This is a genomic window from Leclercia sp. Colony189, assembly GCF_009740165.1.
Lineage (GTDB): Bacteria > Pseudomonadota > Gammaproteobacteria > Enterobacterales > Enterobacteriaceae > Enterobacter.
Window position 1 is genome coordinate 2,885,697 of sequence record NZ_CP046557.1, and the last position, 14,972, is coordinate 2,900,668.

The 14,972-nt window shown below is 56.3% G+C and carries 14 protein-coding genes; 4 read left to right on the top strand and 10 right to left on the bottom strand.

Features of this window, described 5'->3' with window-relative positions; translation table 11 throughout:
• Positions 1-30: 30 nt before the first annotated feature.
• Positions 31-1,506: a glucose-6-phosphate dehydrogenase gene (zwf, locus tag GNG29_RS13750; RefSeq protein WP_103180055.1), complete on the bottom strand. Its 1,476-nt coding sequence runs from the start codon at positions 1,504-1,506 to the stop codon at positions 31-33.
• Between the two features lie 323 nt (positions 1,507-1,829).
• On the opposite strand from zwf, the gene GNG29_RS13755 reads away from it, so the two are divergent.
• On the top strand, positions 1,830-2,735 hold the full coding sequence (locus tag GNG29_RS13755) for a MurR/RpiR family transcriptional regulator (RefSeq protein ID WP_103180056.1): 906 nt from the start codon (positions 1,830-1,832) through the stop codon (positions 2,733-2,735).
• A gap of 123 nt (positions 2,736-2,858) precedes the next feature.
• Positions 2,859-4,301, top strand: coding sequence for a pyruvate kinase (gene pyk / locus GNG29_RS13760; RefSeq protein WP_103180057.1), 1,443 nt, complete (start codon positions 2,859-2,861; stop codon positions 4,299-4,301).
• 111 nt (positions 4,302-4,412) lie between these two features.
• Here pyk and lpxM read toward each other — a convergent pair whose 3' ends face one another.
• From lpxM to znuA, 3 genes are all read right to left on the bottom strand, one after another.
• On the bottom strand, positions 4,413-5,384 hold the full coding sequence (gene lpxM / locus GNG29_RS13765) for a lauroyl-Kdo(2)-lipid IV(A) myristoyltransferase (protein ID WP_156654755.1): 972 nt from the start codon (positions 5,382-5,384) through the stop codon (positions 4,413-4,415).
• 116 nt (positions 5,385-5,500) lie between these two features.
• Positions 5,501-6,823: a murein DD-endopeptidase MepM gene (gene mepM, locus GNG29_RS13770; RefSeq protein ID WP_103180059.1), complete on the bottom strand. Its 1,323-nt coding sequence runs from the start codon at positions 6,821-6,823 to the stop codon at positions 5,501-5,503.
• A 15-nt stretch (positions 6,824-6,838) separates the two neighbouring features.
• Complete coding sequence (znuA, locus tag GNG29_RS13775) at positions 6,839-7,783, bottom strand: zinc ABC transporter substrate-binding protein ZnuA (protein WP_156655498.1); 945 nt, start codon at positions 7,781-7,783, stop codon at positions 6,839-6,841.
• Between the two features lie 77 nt (positions 7,784-7,860).
• Between znuA and znuC the strand changes: the two genes are divergently transcribed.
• Positions 7,861-8,616 carry a zinc ABC transporter ATP-binding protein ZnuC gene (znuC, locus tag GNG29_RS13780; RefSeq protein WP_103180060.1) on the top strand — a complete coding sequence of 252 codons (756 nt, stop codon included), beginning with the start codon at positions 7,861-7,863 and terminating at the stop codon, positions 8,614-8,616.
• A complete protein-coding gene (gene znuB, locus GNG29_RS13785) occupies positions 8,613-9,398 on the top strand; it encodes a zinc ABC transporter permease subunit ZnuB (RefSeq protein WP_103180061.1) in 786 nt (261 codons plus the stop codon). The genes znuC and znuB overlap by 4 nt, the downstream gene beginning before the upstream one ends.
• Before the next feature lie 101 nt (positions 9,399-9,499).
• On the opposite strand, the gene ruvB is transcribed toward znuB, so the two are convergent.
• From ruvB to aspS, 6 genes are all read right to left on the bottom strand, one after another.
• The gene (gene ruvB, locus GNG29_RS13790; RefSeq protein WP_103180062.1) at positions 9,500-10,510 is read right to left on the bottom strand and encodes a Holliday junction branch migration DNA helicase RuvB; all 1,011 of its coding nucleotides are present in this window, start codon (positions 10,508-10,510) and stop codon (positions 9,500-9,502) included.
• Positions 10,511-10,518: 8 nt separating this feature from the next.
• Positions 10,519-11,130 (bottom strand): Holliday junction branch migration protein RuvA, encoded by a 612-nt coding sequence (gene ruvA / locus GNG29_RS13795; protein WP_103180063.1) that lies wholly within the window; start codon positions 11,128-11,130, stop codon positions 10,519-10,521.
• An 83-nt stretch (positions 11,131-11,213) separates the two neighbouring features.
• The gene (gene ruvC / locus GNG29_RS13800; protein WP_103180064.1) at positions 11,214-11,735 is read right to left on the bottom strand and encodes a crossover junction endodeoxyribonuclease RuvC; all 522 of its coding nucleotides are present in this window, start codon (positions 11,733-11,735) and stop codon (positions 11,214-11,216) included.
• 34 nt (positions 11,736-11,769) lie between these two features.
• Positions 11,770-12,510, bottom strand: coding sequence for a YebC/PmpR family DNA-binding transcriptional regulator (locus GNG29_RS13805; protein ID WP_103180065.1), 741 nt, complete (start codon positions 12,508-12,510; stop codon positions 11,770-11,772).
• 27 nt (positions 12,511-12,537) lie between these two features.
• Complete coding sequence (nudB, locus tag GNG29_RS13810; RefSeq protein ID WP_103180066.1) at positions 12,538-12,981, bottom strand: dihydroneopterin triphosphate diphosphatase; 444 nt, start codon at positions 12,979-12,981, stop codon at positions 12,538-12,540.
• A gap of 1 nt (position 12,982) precedes the next feature.
• Positions 12,983-14,755, bottom strand: coding sequence for an aspartate--tRNA ligase (gene aspS / locus GNG29_RS13815; RefSeq protein WP_156654756.1), 1,773 nt, complete (start codon positions 14,753-14,755; stop codon positions 12,983-12,985).
• Positions 14,756-14,972: the final 217 nt, after the last annotated feature.

Here is a 14,972-nt window from a genome sequence, read left to right on the forward strand (position 1 = left end):
AAAATACCCCGTAGGGATTAGCGGTCAGCCTTACTCAAACTCGTTCCAGGAACGGCCATCACGGGTGATCATCGCCACCGAGGCGACCGGTCCCCAGGTGCCCGCCTGATACGGTTTCGGTGCATCCTGATCCGCTGCCCACGCTTCGGTGATGGAGTCGACCCACTTCCACGCCTCTTCCACTTCGTCACGACGGACGAACAGCGCCTGGATACCGCGCATGGTTTCCAGCAGCAGACGTTCGTACGCATCCGCCAGATGGGTCTGGTTGAAGGTTTCGGAGTAGCTCAGATCCAGTTTGGTGGTCTGGAGGTTGTGTTTGTGGTCCAGGCCCGGCACTTTGTTCAGCACCTGAATGTCCACGCCCTCGTCCGGCTGCAGACGGATGGTCAGTTTGTTCTGCGGCAGCTCCTGCCAGGACTCTTTGAACAGGTTCAGCTCTGGATTTTTGAAATAGACAACCACTTCAGAGCATTTAGCGGGCAGACGTTTACCGGTACGCAGGTAGAACGGAACCCCCGCCCAGCGCCAGTCATCAATGTCCACGCGGATCGCCACAAACGTCTCGGTGTTGCTGGATTTGTTCGCGCCCTCTTCTTCCAGATAGCCTGGCACTTTTTTGCCCTGCGCAAACCCGGCGGTGTACTGGCCGCGTACCGTCTTCTCACGCACGTTGGAGCGGTCGATACGGCGCAGTGACTTCAATACTTTCACTTTCGCGTCGCGGATGCTGTCCGCAGTGAGATCCGACGGCGGAGACATGGCGATCATACAGAGCACCTGCAGGAGGTGGTTCTGGATCATGTCGCGCATCTGCCCGGCCTGGTCGAAGTAACCCCAGCGCCCTTCAATGCCGACCTCTTCTGCCACCGTGATCTCAACGTGATCGATGGTGCGGTTATCCCAGTTATTCACAAACAGGGAGTTCGCAAAGCGCAGCGCCAGCAGGTTCAGCACCGTCTCTTTACCCAGATAGTGGTCGATACGGTAAACCTGGCACTCTTCGAAGTACTCGCCAACCTGGTCGTTGATTTCGCGGGAGGTGGCAAGGGAGGTGCCCAGCGGTTTTTCCATCACCACGCGCGCAGGTTTGGCGTTGAGGTTCGCTTCACCCAGCCCTTTGCAGATGGCGCCGAAGGTGCTTGGCGGCATGGCAAAGTAGTTAATGGTGACGCGATTTTTTTGATCGAGCATTGCGCTCAGGTTGGCAAATGCCGACGTGTCGTTAACGTCGAGGTTGCAGAAATCGAGACGTCCGCTCAGCTTGTCCCACAAACTTTCATCGATTTTCTCTTTCATGAAAGTTTCCAGGGCTTCGCGCACGACTTTGGTATACGCGTCTTTATCCCAGTCCGCACGGCCCACGCCCAGGATGCGGGTCTCCGGGTGGATTTGACCCGCTTTTTCCAGTTGATACAGGGAAGGCAGCAATTTACGGCGTGCAAGATCGCCTTTCGCGCCGAAAATGACCAGGTCACATGCCTGGGCTGTTTGCGTTACCGCCATGTCATTCTCCTCAGTTGGATATCCTGGTGCTTTTGCCAGAATATCGTTGTAATTTTATTACAATGCACTCTACTGCTTTTACGTCATTCCCGAAACCATTTGCGCTTATCCTCCCGTGCGATACGGCGATATTTCGCCCGGAGCGCGCAGCAGCGAAGGTAAGGGCGATGAAACTGGTGAAACTTTGCTCAGTCACGCCGTTGCTAAAATCCGACAGCGATCAAGTAATGAAAAAAAACAACAACATTTTTTCCATGGTTTGTCCTTTTCGGACTATCACAGGCGTATATTCTTGCTAATTCGAATCGCGATTTCACCCATTTATGAAATCGCTTCCACCGATGAGCGCTGTGTTAATAATGAACATGCTGGAAAAAATCCAGTTTCAACTGGAACACCTTAGCAAATCCGAGCGAAAAGTGGCTGAAGTAATTCTCGCCGCGCCCGCTCAGGCCATTCATTCCAGCATTGCCGCCCTGGCACAGGAGTCCGGGGTCAGTGAACCGACCGTCAATCGGTTCTGCCGCAGCATGGAGACGCGTGGATTTCCCGATTTTAAACTGCATCTGGCGCAAAGTCTGGCGAACGGTACGCCCTATGTGAACCGCAATGTCGATGAAGACGACAGCGTGGAAGCCTATACGGGCAAAATTTTCGAATCGGCCATGGCGACGCTGGATCAGGTTCGCCAGTCGCTGGATATGACCTCGGTTAACCGCGCTGTCGATCTGCTGACCCAGGCGAAGAAAATTGCTTTCTTTGGCCTCGGTTCCTCCGCCGCTGTCGCTCACGATGCGATGAATAAATTTTTTCGCTTTAACGTCCCGGTTATCTATTCCGACGACATCGTGCTGCAACGCATGAGCTGTATGAATTGTAACGAAGATGACGTGGTGGTGCTGATATCACATACTGGCCGCACCAAAAGTCTGGTCGAACTGGCCCAGCTGGCGCGTGAAAACGATGCCATGGTTATCGCCCTCACCTCCACCGGGACGCCGCTGGCGCGTGAAGCGACGCTGGCGATCACGCTCGACGTGCCGGAAGACACCGATATCTACATGCCGATGGTGTCCCGTCTGGCGCAGCTCACCGTCATCGATGTGCTGGCGACCGGTTTTACCCTGCGCCGCGGGGCGAAATTCAGAGATAACTTGAAGCGTGTCAAAGAAGCGCTCAAGGAATCGCGTTTTGATAAAGAATTGTTCATCAAGGGTGACATTCCCTGATTTCAATTACAAAGTTGTTACTTTTTTCGGCATTCGGTAAGTTTGCTGTTGCTATTAAAGACGGACAACGTGCCGAATCATCGTTCACGCAACACCAGGTTGTTTTAGACAACGGAGTATTACATGTCCAGAAGGCTTCGCAGAACCAAGATCGTTACCACCTTAGGCCCGGCTACTGACCGCGATAATAACCTTGAGAAAATTATCGCCGCAGGGGCCAACGTCGTGCGTATGAACTTCTCTCACGGTACGCCAGAAGATCATAAATTACGTGCAGACAAGGTCCGTGAGATCGCGGCAAAACTGGGACGTCATGTCGCTATCCTCGGTGATCTGCAGGGTCCAAAAATCCGTGTATCCACCTTCAAAGAAGGCAAAGTTTTCCTCAATATCGGGGATAAGTTCCTGCTGGATGCCAACCTGAGCAAAGGCGAAGGCGATAAAGAGAAAGTGGGCATCGACTACAAGGGCCTGCCCGCTGACGTGGTGCCGGGCGATATCCTGCTGCTGGACGATGGTCGCGTTCAGCTGAAGGTGCTCGACGTTCAGGGCATGAAGGTCTTCACCGAAGTGACCGTTGGCGGCCCGCTCTCCAACAACAAAGGCATCAACAAGCTGGGCGGCGGTCTCTCTGCTGAAGCCCTGACCGAAAAAGACAAAGCTGACATCATCACCGCCGCGGATATCGGCGTGGATTATCTGGCCGTCTCCTTCCCGCGCTGTGGCGAAGATCTGAACTATGCCCGCCGTCTGGCGCGCGACGCTGGCTGCGATGCCAAAATCGTGGCGAAAGTAGAACGTGCTGAAGCGGTCTGCAGCCAGGATGCTATGGACGATATCATCCTGGCGTCTGATGTGGTGATGGTTGCCCGTGGTGACCTGGGCGTTGAGATTGGCGACCCGGAACTGGTCGGGATCCAGAAAGCGCTGATCCGCCGTGCGCGTCAGCTTAACCGCTCCGTGATCACCGCAACCCAGATGATGGAGTCGATGATCACCAACCCAATGCCGACCCGTGCGGAAGTGATGGACGTGGCGAACGCCGTCCTCGACGGCACCGATGCCGTGATGCTCTCTGCGGAAACCGCTGCCGGCCAGTACCCGGCGGAGACCGTGGCTGCAATGGCGCGCGTCTGCCTGGGTGCAGAGAAGATCCCAAGCATCAACGTTTCTAAACACCGTCTGGACATTCAGTTCGACAACGTCGAAGAAGCGATTGCGATGTCCGCCATGTACGCGGCGAACCACCTGAAGGGCGTGACGGCGATCATCACCATGACCGAATCGGGCCGTACTGCGCTGATGACCTCCCGTATCAGCTCCGGCCTGCCGATCTTCGCCATGTCCCGTCATGAGCGCACCCTGAACCTGACCGCGCTCTATCGCGGCGTGACGCCGGTGTTCTTCGACAGCAATAACGACGGTGTGGCCGCGGCGAACGACGCCGTGAACCTGCTGCGCGACAAAGGCTATCTTGTCTCCGGCGATATCGTTATCGTCACTCAGGGCGATGTGATGAGCACCATCGGCTCGACCAACACCACCCGCGTGATGACCGTCGAATAATCCGACGGTTTCGCCGGGTGGCGCTGCGCTTACCCGGCCTACAGGTCCGTAGGCCCGTGCAAGCGCAGCGCCGCCGGGCAATAAAAAAATCCCCCGTTTCCGGGGGATTTTTTATTTCTTCGGATAGAGCTCTTTACGCTTATAGGGCTCTTTCTCGCCGGGCTTGCGCGTCTTCAGCAGTTTCAGGATCCAGGTGTACTGCTCCGCGTGGGGCCCCACCAGAATCTCCACCTCTTCGTTCATCCGGCGTGCAATAGTGTTGTCGTCCGCGGTGAGCAGATCGTCCATCGGTGGGCGGACTTCAATCGTCAGGCGATGGGTTTTGCCGTCGTAAATGGGGAATAACGGGATCACCCGCGCCTGACACACCTTCATCAAGCGGCCAATGGCGGGTAACGTCGCTTTATAGGTGGCAAAGAAATCGACAAACTCGCTATGTTCCGGCCCGTGATCCTGGTCCGGCAGATAGTAGCCCCAGTAGCCCTGGCGTACGGACTTGATAAAGGGTTTGATCCCGTCGTTACGGGCATGCAGGCGTCCGCCGAAGCGACGACGCACGGTGTTCCAGACATAATCAAAGACCTTATTTCCCTGATTATGGAACATCGCCGCCATTTTTTGCCCTTGCGAGGCCATCAGCATCGCCGGAATATCCACGCCCCAGCCGTGCGGCACCAGGAAGATCACCTTTTCGTCGTTGCGACGCATCTCTTCGACGATCTCCAGCCCCTTCCAGTCGACCCGGCTGGTCACTTTTTCCGGCCCGCGTAAGGCCAGCTCAGCCATCATCGCCATCGCCTGCGGCGCGGTAGTAAACATCTCATCAATGATGGCTTCGCGTTCTGCCTCGCTCTTCTCCGGGAAGCAGTAAAACAGGTTTATCTGGGCGCGACGACGGGCGCTTTTGCCCAGTTTGCCCGCCAGGCGCCCCACTTTGCCGAGCAGCGGATCGCGCAGGGCGGGCGGCAGCATCGCAATACCTGCAAACGCATAGACACCCAGCCAGGCGCCCCAGAAGCGCGGATGACGAAACGATTTCTCAAATTCAGGAATGTATTCACTATTGTTCTTTTTGGTTTCCATGCTTTTTCCAGGGCGGGTGATGCTTTAAAGAGTGATGAGATAGTTTAGCGAGGCCATGTGCAACGCACAAAAGAAAAAGCCGGTGCAGGAGTGCACCGGCTTTTAACGCTGCTGAATTAATTCAGGGTCAGCTGGGGAATAACCTCTTTGACCTGCGCCAGATAATCGGTGCGGTCTTTACCGGTCAGCCCTTCGGTGCGCGGCAGCTTCGCCGTTAACGGGTTGACCGCCTGCTGGTTGATCCACACTTCATAGTGCAGATGCGGGCCGGTAGAACGCCCGGTATTGCCCGACAGCGCAATACGGTCGCCACGTTTCACTTTCTGGCCCGGCTTCACCAGCAGCTTACGCAGGTGCATATAGCGCGTGGTGTAGGTGCGCCCGTGACGTATGGCGACATAATAGCCCGCCGCGCCGCTGCGTTTTGCCATTACCACTTCGCCGTCACCGACAGCCAGAACCGGCGTACCCTGCGGCATGGCGAAATCCACCCCACGGTGCGGCGCAACACGGCCAGTGACCGGATTCAGACGACGCGGGTTAAAGTTCGAAGAGACGCGGAACTGTTTCGACGTCGGGAAGCGTAAAAAGCCTTTCGCCAGACCCGTACCGTTACGATCGTAGAATTTACCGTCTTCGGCGCGGATGGCGTAATAATCTTTACCATCCGTGCGTAGACGGACGCCCAGCAGCTGGCTCTGCTCGCGCTTGCCGTCCAGCATTTCGCGGGACATCAGCACCGAAAACGAATCGCCTTTTTTCAGCTTACGGAAGTCCATCTGCCACTGCATGGCTTTGATCACCGAGCTGATTTCACCGCTGGTCAGCCCCGCATCACGGGCGCTGGCAACAAAACTGCCGCCACTTAAGGTACCTTTGATGGCGCTGTTAACCCAGTCACCCTGCTGCATTTCGCTGCTCATCTTGAAACCGTTTTCAGTACGATCGTAAGTACGGGTTTCACGACGGGAGACTTCCCAGGTCAGGCGCTGCAAGTCACCGTTATCGGTGAGGGTCCAGGAGAGCTGTTGACCGATTTTCAGGTTCCGCAGATCTTTATCAGACGCAGCAAGCTGGCTGATTTCACCCATTTCAATGCCGTACTGGTTCAGAACGCTGCTTAATGTATCGCCCGTTGACACGACATATTCGTGTACGCCCACTTCGGCTTCGGTCTTTTCATCAAGCTCATCCTGCGGAATCGCTTCTTCTTCCTGCGGGGCCTGGTCGATAGGTTCACTGGCTTCCGGCAGCAGGGAGCGAATTTCACTCTTTTCCAGCTCAATGGTTCTGATAACTGGCGCGGAATTTGGGTGGTATACAAAGGGCCGCCAGACGGCGACCGCTAAGGTGAGAACTGTAAGCGACCCCAGCATGACGCGGTGGGGCCGGGGCAGATTGTTAAATGCCAGGGCGACAGAGCGGGCTATCTGTTGCACGTAATCACTTCCTCGTTAATCTCCTTTCAGGCAGCTCGCATACTGGTTCGCCAGTTGGCTGAGGAACTGTGAATAGCTCGCTTTGCTCAACTGGATAGAGGTTCCCAGTGGGTCAAGGGTGCCCATACGGACGGACGTTCCCCTTGCCACGGCTTCAACGACCGCTGGCCTGAACTGTGGCTCAGCAAAAACGCAGGTCGCTTTTTGCTCAACCAACTGTGTTCTGATTTCATGTAAACGCTGCGCACCAGGTTGAATTTCTGGATTCACGGTGAAGTGGCCAAGCGGCGCAAGACCGTAGTGTTTTTCGTAGTAGCCATAGGCATCATGAAAAACGAAATATCCCTTACCTTTCAATGGTGCGAGCTCGGTACCCACCTGCTTGTCGGTTGCGGCAAGTTGTGCCTCAAAATCCTTCAGGTTGGCGTCTAGTTTGGCTCGACTTTGCGGCATAAGTTCCACTAATTTTTCATGGATTGCAACCGCTGACAGCCGCGCTATTTCTGGTGAAAGCCAAAGGTGCATGTTGTAGTCACCGTGATGGTGATGCTCGTCACCTTTTTCCTCGGCACCGTGGCCATGATCGTGGTCGTGCTCGTCATCATCCGCCCCTTTCATGAGAAGCGGTTTCACACCTGCAAGGCCAGAGATGTTAACCTGTTTAGCGTCAGGCAACTGACTCGCTGACTTCTGCATGAAGGCTTCCATCTCCGGGCCAATCCATACAACTAAGTCCGCGTTTTGTAAACGTTTTACGTCCGAAGGGCGCAGGGAGTAGTCATGCTCTGACGCGCCATCAGGCAATAAAACCTGGGTTTCGGTGACGCCATCTGCGATAGCGGAAGCGATAAAACCGAGCGGTTTAAGCGAAGCGACAACGGCGGCGTTAACATCTTGTACTGCGGTACCCCAAAGGGCAGCGGATAATGCTGCGAAAAGAAGCGTATTTTTCTGTAACATAATGCGACTAATCATCGTAATGAACATGTGGAATGTGATATTATAACATTCGATGACTTCTGCAAGCATAAATTGATATGACGACTTTGGTTTCTCTCGAAAATATTTCGGTTTCATTTGGCCAGCGCCGCGTCCTCTCTGACGTTTCGCTGGATCTGAAGCCTGGCAAAATTCTGACGTTACTCGGCCCCAACGGCGCGGGTAAATCAACGCTGGTGCGGCTTGTACTCGGCCTGGTAGCACCCGATGCGGGCCTGATCAAGCGTGATCGGCAGCTACGTATTGGCTATGTCCCTCAGAAACTGCATCTGGACGCCACGCTGCCGCTGACGGTCAGCCGTTTCCTGCGTCTGCGTCCCGATACGCGTAAAGAGGATATTCTTCCGGCGCTCAAGCGGGTACAGGCCGGGCATCTTATCGACGCGCCCCTGCAAAAACTCTCCGGCGGCGAAACCCAGCGCGTGCTGCTGGCCCGCGCCCTGCTGAATAAGCCGCAGCTGCTGGTGCTCGACGAGCCGACTCAGGGCGTGGATGTCAACGGTCAGGTTGCCCTGTATGACCTCATCGATCAGCTACGTAAAGAGCTGGACTGCGCTGTGCTGATGGTGTCGCACGACCTGCATCTGGTCATGGCGAAAACGGACGAAGTGCTTTGTCTTAACCATCACATCTGCTGCTCCGGCACGCCGGAAGTGGTCTCCATGCATCCGGAGTTTATCTCGATGTTTGGTCCTCGCGGTGCCGAACAGCTGGGCATTTATCGCCACCATCACAACCACCGCCATGATTTGCAGGGACGCATTGTCCTTCGCCGGGGAAACGGTAACTCATGATTGAACTCTTACTGCCCGGCTGGCTGGCCGGGATGATGCTCGCCTGCGCGGCGGGTCCACTGGGCTCGTTTGTTGTCTGGCGCCGGATGTCCTACTTTGGCGATACGCTGGCGCACGCTTCCCTGCTGGGGGTGGCGTTTGGTTTGCTGCTGGATGTGAATCCATTCTACGCGGTGATTGTGGTTACGCTGCTGCTGGCCGCCGGCCTGGTCTGGCTGGAGAAGCGCCCGCACCTGGCGGTGGATACGCTGCTTGGGATCATGGCCCACAGCGCCCTGTCGCTGGGTCTGGTGGTGGTCAGCCTGATGTCCAATATCCGCGTGGATCTAATGGCCTATCTGTTTGGCGATCTGCTGGCGGTGACACCTGACGATCTGATCGCCATTGCCATCGGGGTGGTGATTGTCCTCGCAATCCTGCTGTGGCAGTGGCGTAACCTGCTGGCTATGACCATCAGCCCGGATTTAGCCTTTGTAGATGGCGTGAAGCTGCAGCGCGTGAAGCTGCTGCTGATGCTGGTCACCGCCCTGACCATTGGCGTGGCGATGAAGTTTGTCGGGGCGCTGATCATCACCTCACTGCTGATTATCCCAGCCGCCACCGCCCGTCGTTTTGCCCGTACCCCGGAGCAGATGGCCGGTGTAGCCGTGGGTGTAGGGATGATTGCCGTCACCGGCGGGCTCACCTTCTCGGCGTTTTACGACACCCCTGCCGGACCGTCGGTCGTGCTGTGCGCGGCAGTGCTGTTTATCTTCAGCATGATGAAGAAACCAGCCAGCTAAGGTCATTAATTGCCCGGTGGCGCTACGCTTACCGGGCCTACAGGATCGCGCTTTTGTAGGCCGGATAAGGCGCAGCCGCCATCCGGCAACTTCCGCCGAGGTTACGGCATCTCCGGCGGCGTAATGCCAAAGTGATCCCAGGCCCGCACCGTCGCCATGCGCCCGCGCGGCGTACGCTGCAAAAAGCCCTGCTGGATCAGATAGGGCTCCAGCACATCTTCAATGGTCTCACGCTCTTCGCCAATCGCCGCCGCCAGGTTATCCAGCCCGACCGGCCCGCCAAAGAATTTATCCAGCACCGCCAGCAGCAGCTTGCGATCCATATAGTCGAACCCTTCAGCATCGACGTTCAGCATATCCAGCGCCTGGGCGGCGATCTCATGCGAAATCGTGCCGTCGTGCTTCACCTCGGCAAAATCACGCACCCTGCGCAGCAGCCGGTTGGCGATACGTGGCGTACCGCGGGAACGCTTCGCCACTTCAAAGGCCCCCTCTTCGCTCATATCCAGCCCCATAAAGCGCGCGCTGCGGCTGACGATATGCTGGAGATCGGGCACCTGATAAAACTCAAGACGCTGCACAATGCCGAAACGATCGCGCAGCGGTGACGTTAACGACCCGGCGCGGGTGGTGGCGCCAATCAGCGTGAAAGGCGGCAGATCGATCTTAATCGAACGCGCAGCCGGACCTTCGCCAATCATGATATCCAGCTGGTAATCTTCCATCGCCGGATAGAGCACCTCTTCCACCACCGGTGACAGGCGGTGGATCTCATCGATAAACAGCACGTCGTGGGGTTCAAGGTTGGTCAGCATCGCCGCCAGATCCCCTGCCTTTTCCAGCACCGGGCCGGAGGTGGTGCGCAGGTTAACGCCCATCTCATTGGCGACGATATTTGCGAGGGTCGTTTTCCCGAGCCCCGGCGGGCCGAAAATCAACAGGTGATCGAGGGCATCGCCGCGAAGTTTCGCCGCCTGGATAAAGATCTCCATCTGCGAACGCACCTGTGGCTGGCCAATATACTCATCAAGCAGTTTCGGGCGGATCGCCCTGTCCACCAGATCTTCTGTCTGAACACTGCCTGCCGAGACCAGACGGTCTGCTTCAATCATCCTTTACCTCACAATGCGGCGCGCAGCGCTTCACGAATCAGGGTTTCACTGGTGGCGTCCGGTTTAGCCACTTTGCTAATCATCCGGCTCGCTTCCTGAGGTTTATAGCCCAGCGCCACCAGCGCGGCAACCGCTTCCTGTTCCGCATCGTCTGTTGCCGGGCCAGCCGGTGAGGTCAGCACCAGGTCGGCGGCAGGGGTAAACAGATCGCCATGCAGACCTTTAAAGCGATCTTTCATCTCGACAATCAGGCGCTCGGCCGTTTTCTTACCGATGCCAGGGAGCTTAACCAGAGCCGCGGGATCTTCACGCTCTACGGCGTTAACGAACTGCGGAGCCGACATCCCGGAGAGGATGGCCAGCGCCAGTTTTGGCCCCACGCCGTTGGTTTTAATCAGCTCTTTAAACAGGGTGCGCTCCTGCTTGTTGTTAAAGCCATACAGCAGCTGGGCATCTTCACGCACCACAAAGTGGGTAAAGACGATCGCTTCCTTGCCCGCGTCCGGCAATTCATAGAAACAGGTCATCGGCATATGGACTTCATAGCCCACGCCTCCGGTCTCAAGCAGCACTATCGGGGGTTGTTTTTCTAGAATGATGCCTCTGAGTCTGCCTATCACGTGACGCTCCTGCGTTAAGGGCTAAAAGTTACCGCTGCCATAATAAAAAAAGGCTGGATAAACATCCAGCCTGATTTTTACATTTAGCGCAATCGACCGCGCGCCAGATTGAGCCGCGATTCGCTCATCTGCACCGCATTCTGGCTGATGTGGCAATGGGTAATGGCGATCGCCAGGGCATCGGCAGCATCCGCCTGCGGATTGGCGGGCAGTTTAAGCAGGGTACGCACCATGTGCTGCACCTGGCTTTTTTCCGCACTGCCAATTCCCACCACGGTCTGCTTAACCTGCCGTGCGGCGTATTCAAACACCGGCAGATCCTGATTCACCGCCGCGACAATCGCCACGCCGCGCGCCTGGCCAAGCTTCAGCGCCGAGTCGGCGTTTTTCGCCATAAATACCTGTTCAATGGCGAAATAGTCCGGCTGGAACTGGGTGATGATCTCCGTCACGCCCGCATAGATCAGCTTCAGGCGCGACGGCAGATCGTCCACTTTGGTACGGATACAACCACTGCCCAGGTAGGTCAACTGTCGCCCGACCTGACGGATAACGCCATAACCGGTGATGCGTGAGCCCGGGTCAATACCGAGAATAATTGCCATCACGCCGCTCCGGTTATTGGTTTACGTTGGGCCATTACAGCGTAGCCGCAACCTCGTCGGAGATTTCACCGTTGTGGTAGACTTCCTGCACATCGTCGCAATCTTCGAGCATATCGATCAGACGCAGCAGTTTTGGTGCGGTTTCCGCATCCATATCCGCTTTGGTGGACGGGATCATGGAGACTTCAGCCGCGTCGGCTTTCAGGCCAGCGGCTTCCAGTGCATCACGCACCGCGCCCATCTCTTCCCATGCGGTATAGACGTCAATCGCGCCGTCGTCATAGGTCACCACATCTTCAGCACCCGCTTCCAGCGCCGCTTCCATGATCACATCTTCGTCGCCTTTCTCGAAGGAGATGACGCCTTTTTTGCTGAACAGGTAGGCAACGGAACCGTCGGTACCCAGGTTGCCACCGGTTTTGCTGAAGGCATGACGCACTTCCGCCACGGTACGGTTACGGTTGTCGGACAGACACTCAACCATGACCGCCGTACCGCCAGGACCGTAACCTTCATAAATGATGGTTTCCATGTTCGCGTCTTCATCGCCGCCTACGCCACGGGCGATAGCACGGTTCAGGGTGTCACGGGTCATGTTGTTGCTCAGCGCTTTATCGATCGCTGCGCGCAGACGCGGGTTGGAACCGGCATCGCCGCCACCCAGACGGGCTGCGGTAACCAGCTCACGAATGATTTTGGTAAAGATCTTACCGCGTTTGGCATCCTGTGCCGCTTTGCGGTGTTTGGTGTTGGCCCACTTACTATGACCTGCCATAAAAATATCCTCAAAGAGCGCGCCCTTTCAGGCGGCGTTAATTACAAATTCTTCAATCGCCTGCCGGTTGCTCCACGACTTGGTTAACGCCGCGGCTTCGGTCGCATTAACCCAGCGGTAGGTCAAATGTTCGGTGAACACGATCTCCCGTTCGTGGGGAAGCGCAAGGCAGAACCAGGATTCTGTATTGCGTTCAGTCCCCGGCGCATAGCGATGACGTAAATGACTAAAAATTTCAAACTCCACCGTGCGCTGACAGTCCTTCAGGGTCAGTTGCTCGCGAGCAACGTCAATGGTGACCTCTTCCTTTACTTCGCGCGCGGCGGCCTGCAACGCGGTTTCTCCCTCCTCCAGGCTGCCGGTTACCGACTGCCAGAAGGCGGGATCGTCGCGTCGCTGCAACATCAGCACCCGCTTCGTGTCTTCTGCATAAATGATCACTAACACGGAAACGGGAAGCTTATATGCCATATCAGTTTTTCTCTTCCTTTTTCACCACTTCGATACCCAGCTCGCTTAAGGAGGCAGGGTTAGCAAAGCTTGGCGCTTCGGTCATCAGACAGGCCGCGGCGGTGGTTTTCGGGAAGGCGATAACATCACGAATGTTGTCGGTACCGGTCAGCAGCATGGTCAGACGATCCAGACCAAACGCCAGGCCCGCGTGCGGTGGAGTACCGTACTTCAGCGCGTCCAGCAGGAAGCCAAACTTCTCGCGCTGCTCTTGTTCGTTAATGCCCAGAATACCAAACACGGTCTGCTGCATTTCACCGCTGTGAATACGCACGGAACCGCCACCCACTTCGTAGCCGTTGATGACCATATCGTAGGCGTTCGCCACGGCCTCTTCCGGCGCCGCTTTCAGCTCTGCCGCGCTCATATCTTTCGGCGAGGTGAACGGGTGGTGCATAGCGGTCAGGCCGCCTTCGCCGTCGTCTTCAAACATTGGGAAGTCGATAACCCACAGCGGCGCCCATTTGGCTTCGTCGGTCAGGTTCAGATCTTTACCCAGCTTCAGACGCAGTGCGCCCAGCGCGTCGGCAACCACTTTCTTGTTGTCTGCGCCGAAGAAGATCATGTCGCCGTCCTGGGCTTCGGTGCGCGCCAGGATGGATTCGACGATCTCAGCATTCAGGAATTTCGCCACCGGGCTGGTGATGCCTTCGATGCCTTTCGCGCGCTCGGTGACTTTGATGTAAGCCAGGCCTTTCGCGCCATAAATCTTGATGAAGTTACCGTAGTCGTCAATCTGCTTACGGCTCAGGCTCGCACCGCCCGGTACGCGCAGGGCAGCCACGCGGCCTTTCGGATCGTTAGCCGGGCCAGAGAAGACCGCAAACTCAACGCCTTTCAGCAGGTCGGCAACGTCCACCAGCTCCATCGGGTTACGCAGGTCTGGCTTGTCGGAACCGTAGCGGCGCTCGGCTTCGGCGAAGGTCATGATCGGGAAGTCGCCCAGATCCACACCCTTCACGTCCAGCCACAGGCTGCGCACCAGCGCTTCCATCACTTCACGCACCTGCCCGGCGGTCATGAAGGAGGTCTCGACGTCTATCTGGGTAAATTCTGGCTGACGGTCAGCACGCAGATCTTCGTCACGGAAGCATTTGACGATCTGATAGTAGCGATCGAAACCGGACATCATCAGCAGCTGTTTGAACAGCTGAGGAGACTGCGGCAGCGCGTAGAATTTGCCTTTATGAACGCGGGATGGCACGAGGTAGTCGCGCGCGCCTTCCGGGGTCGCTTTGGTCAGCATCGGGGTTTCGATATCGAGGAAACCGTGATCGTCCATAAAGCGGCGCACCAGGCTGGTGATTTTTGCACGGGTTTTCAGGCGCTGGGCCATTTCCGGGCGACGCAGATCGAGGTAGCGGAATTTCAGACGCGCTTCTTCGGTATTGATGTGGTTGGAGTCCAGCGGCAGCGATTCTGAACGGTTGATGATGGTCAGATCGGTCGCCAGCACTTCGATTTCGCCGGTCGCCATGTCGCTGTTGATGTTTTTCTCGTCACGCGCACGCACGGTACCGGTCACCTGGATGCAGAACTCGTTACGCAGTTCAGCTGCCAGCTTTAACGCATCGGCGCGGTCTGGATCGAAAAACACCTGCACGATGCCTTCACGGTCGCGCATATCGATAAAGATAAGGCTGCCAAGATCACGACGACGGTTGACCCAACCACACAAGGTCACCTGCTGTCCGACGTGGGACTGACGCAGCTGCCCGCAATATTCTGTACGCATGAGATATCCCTTAACTTAGCCGCAGGCTACTATGTCGCAGCTTTTTGTATGTCAAACTGGATGAAAAAAGGCGGCTATTATACTGGAAATTCCGCCAGACGATAAGAGAGAAGCGCGCCATGCGCGCGTTTGCTGCTCGCATCTTGCATATTCTCACAAAATTTAACAAAAATATCAGACCTGGAACAGGCTGGCTCAGCGTAAGGTATTAGCATGG

Excerpts from the sequence above, each read along its gene's own strand:
- zwf (WP_103180055.1), bottom strand. The coding sequence starts at position 1,506 with ATGGCGGTAACGCAAACAGCCCAGGCATGTGACCTGGTCATTTTCGGC.
- GNG29_RS13755 (WP_103180056.1), top strand. The coding sequence starts at position 1,830 with ATGAAATCGCTTCCACCGATGAGCGCTGTGTTAATAATGAACATGCTG.
- pyk (WP_103180057.1), top strand. The coding sequence starts at position 2,859 with ATGTCCAGAAGGCTTCGCAGAACCAAGATCGTTACCACCTTAGGCCCG.
- lpxM (WP_156654755.1), bottom strand. The coding sequence starts at position 5,384 with ATGGAAACCAAAAAGAACAATAGTGAATACATTCCTGAATTTGAGAAA.
- znuA (WP_156655498.1), bottom strand. The coding sequence starts at position 7,783 with ATGTTACAGAAAAATACGCTTCTTTTCGCAGCATTATCCGCTGCCCTT.
- znuC (WP_103180060.1), top strand. The coding sequence starts at position 7,861 with ATGACGACTTTGGTTTCTCTCGAAAATATTTCGGTTTCATTTGGCCAG.
- znuB (WP_103180061.1), top strand. The coding sequence starts at position 8,613 with ATGATTGAACTCTTACTGCCCGGCTGGCTGGCCGGGATGATGCTCGCC.
- ruvB (WP_103180062.1), bottom strand. The coding sequence starts at position 10,510 with ATGATTGAAGCAGACCGTCTGGTCTCGGCAGGCAGTGTTCAGACAGAA.
- ruvC (WP_103180064.1), bottom strand. The coding sequence starts at position 11,735 with ATGGCAATTATTCTCGGTATTGACCCGGGCTCACGCATCACCGGTTAT.
- GNG29_RS13805 (WP_103180065.1), bottom strand. The coding sequence starts at position 12,510 with ATGGCAGGTCATAGTAAGTGGGCCAACACCAAACACCGCAAAGCGGCA.
- nudB (WP_103180066.1), bottom strand. The coding sequence starts at position 12,981 with ATGGCATATAAGCTTCCCGTTTCCGTGTTAGTGATCATTTATGCAGAA.
- aspS (WP_156654756.1), bottom strand. The coding sequence starts at position 14,755 with ATGCGTACAGAATATTGCGGGCAGCTGCGTCAGTCCCACGTCGGACAG.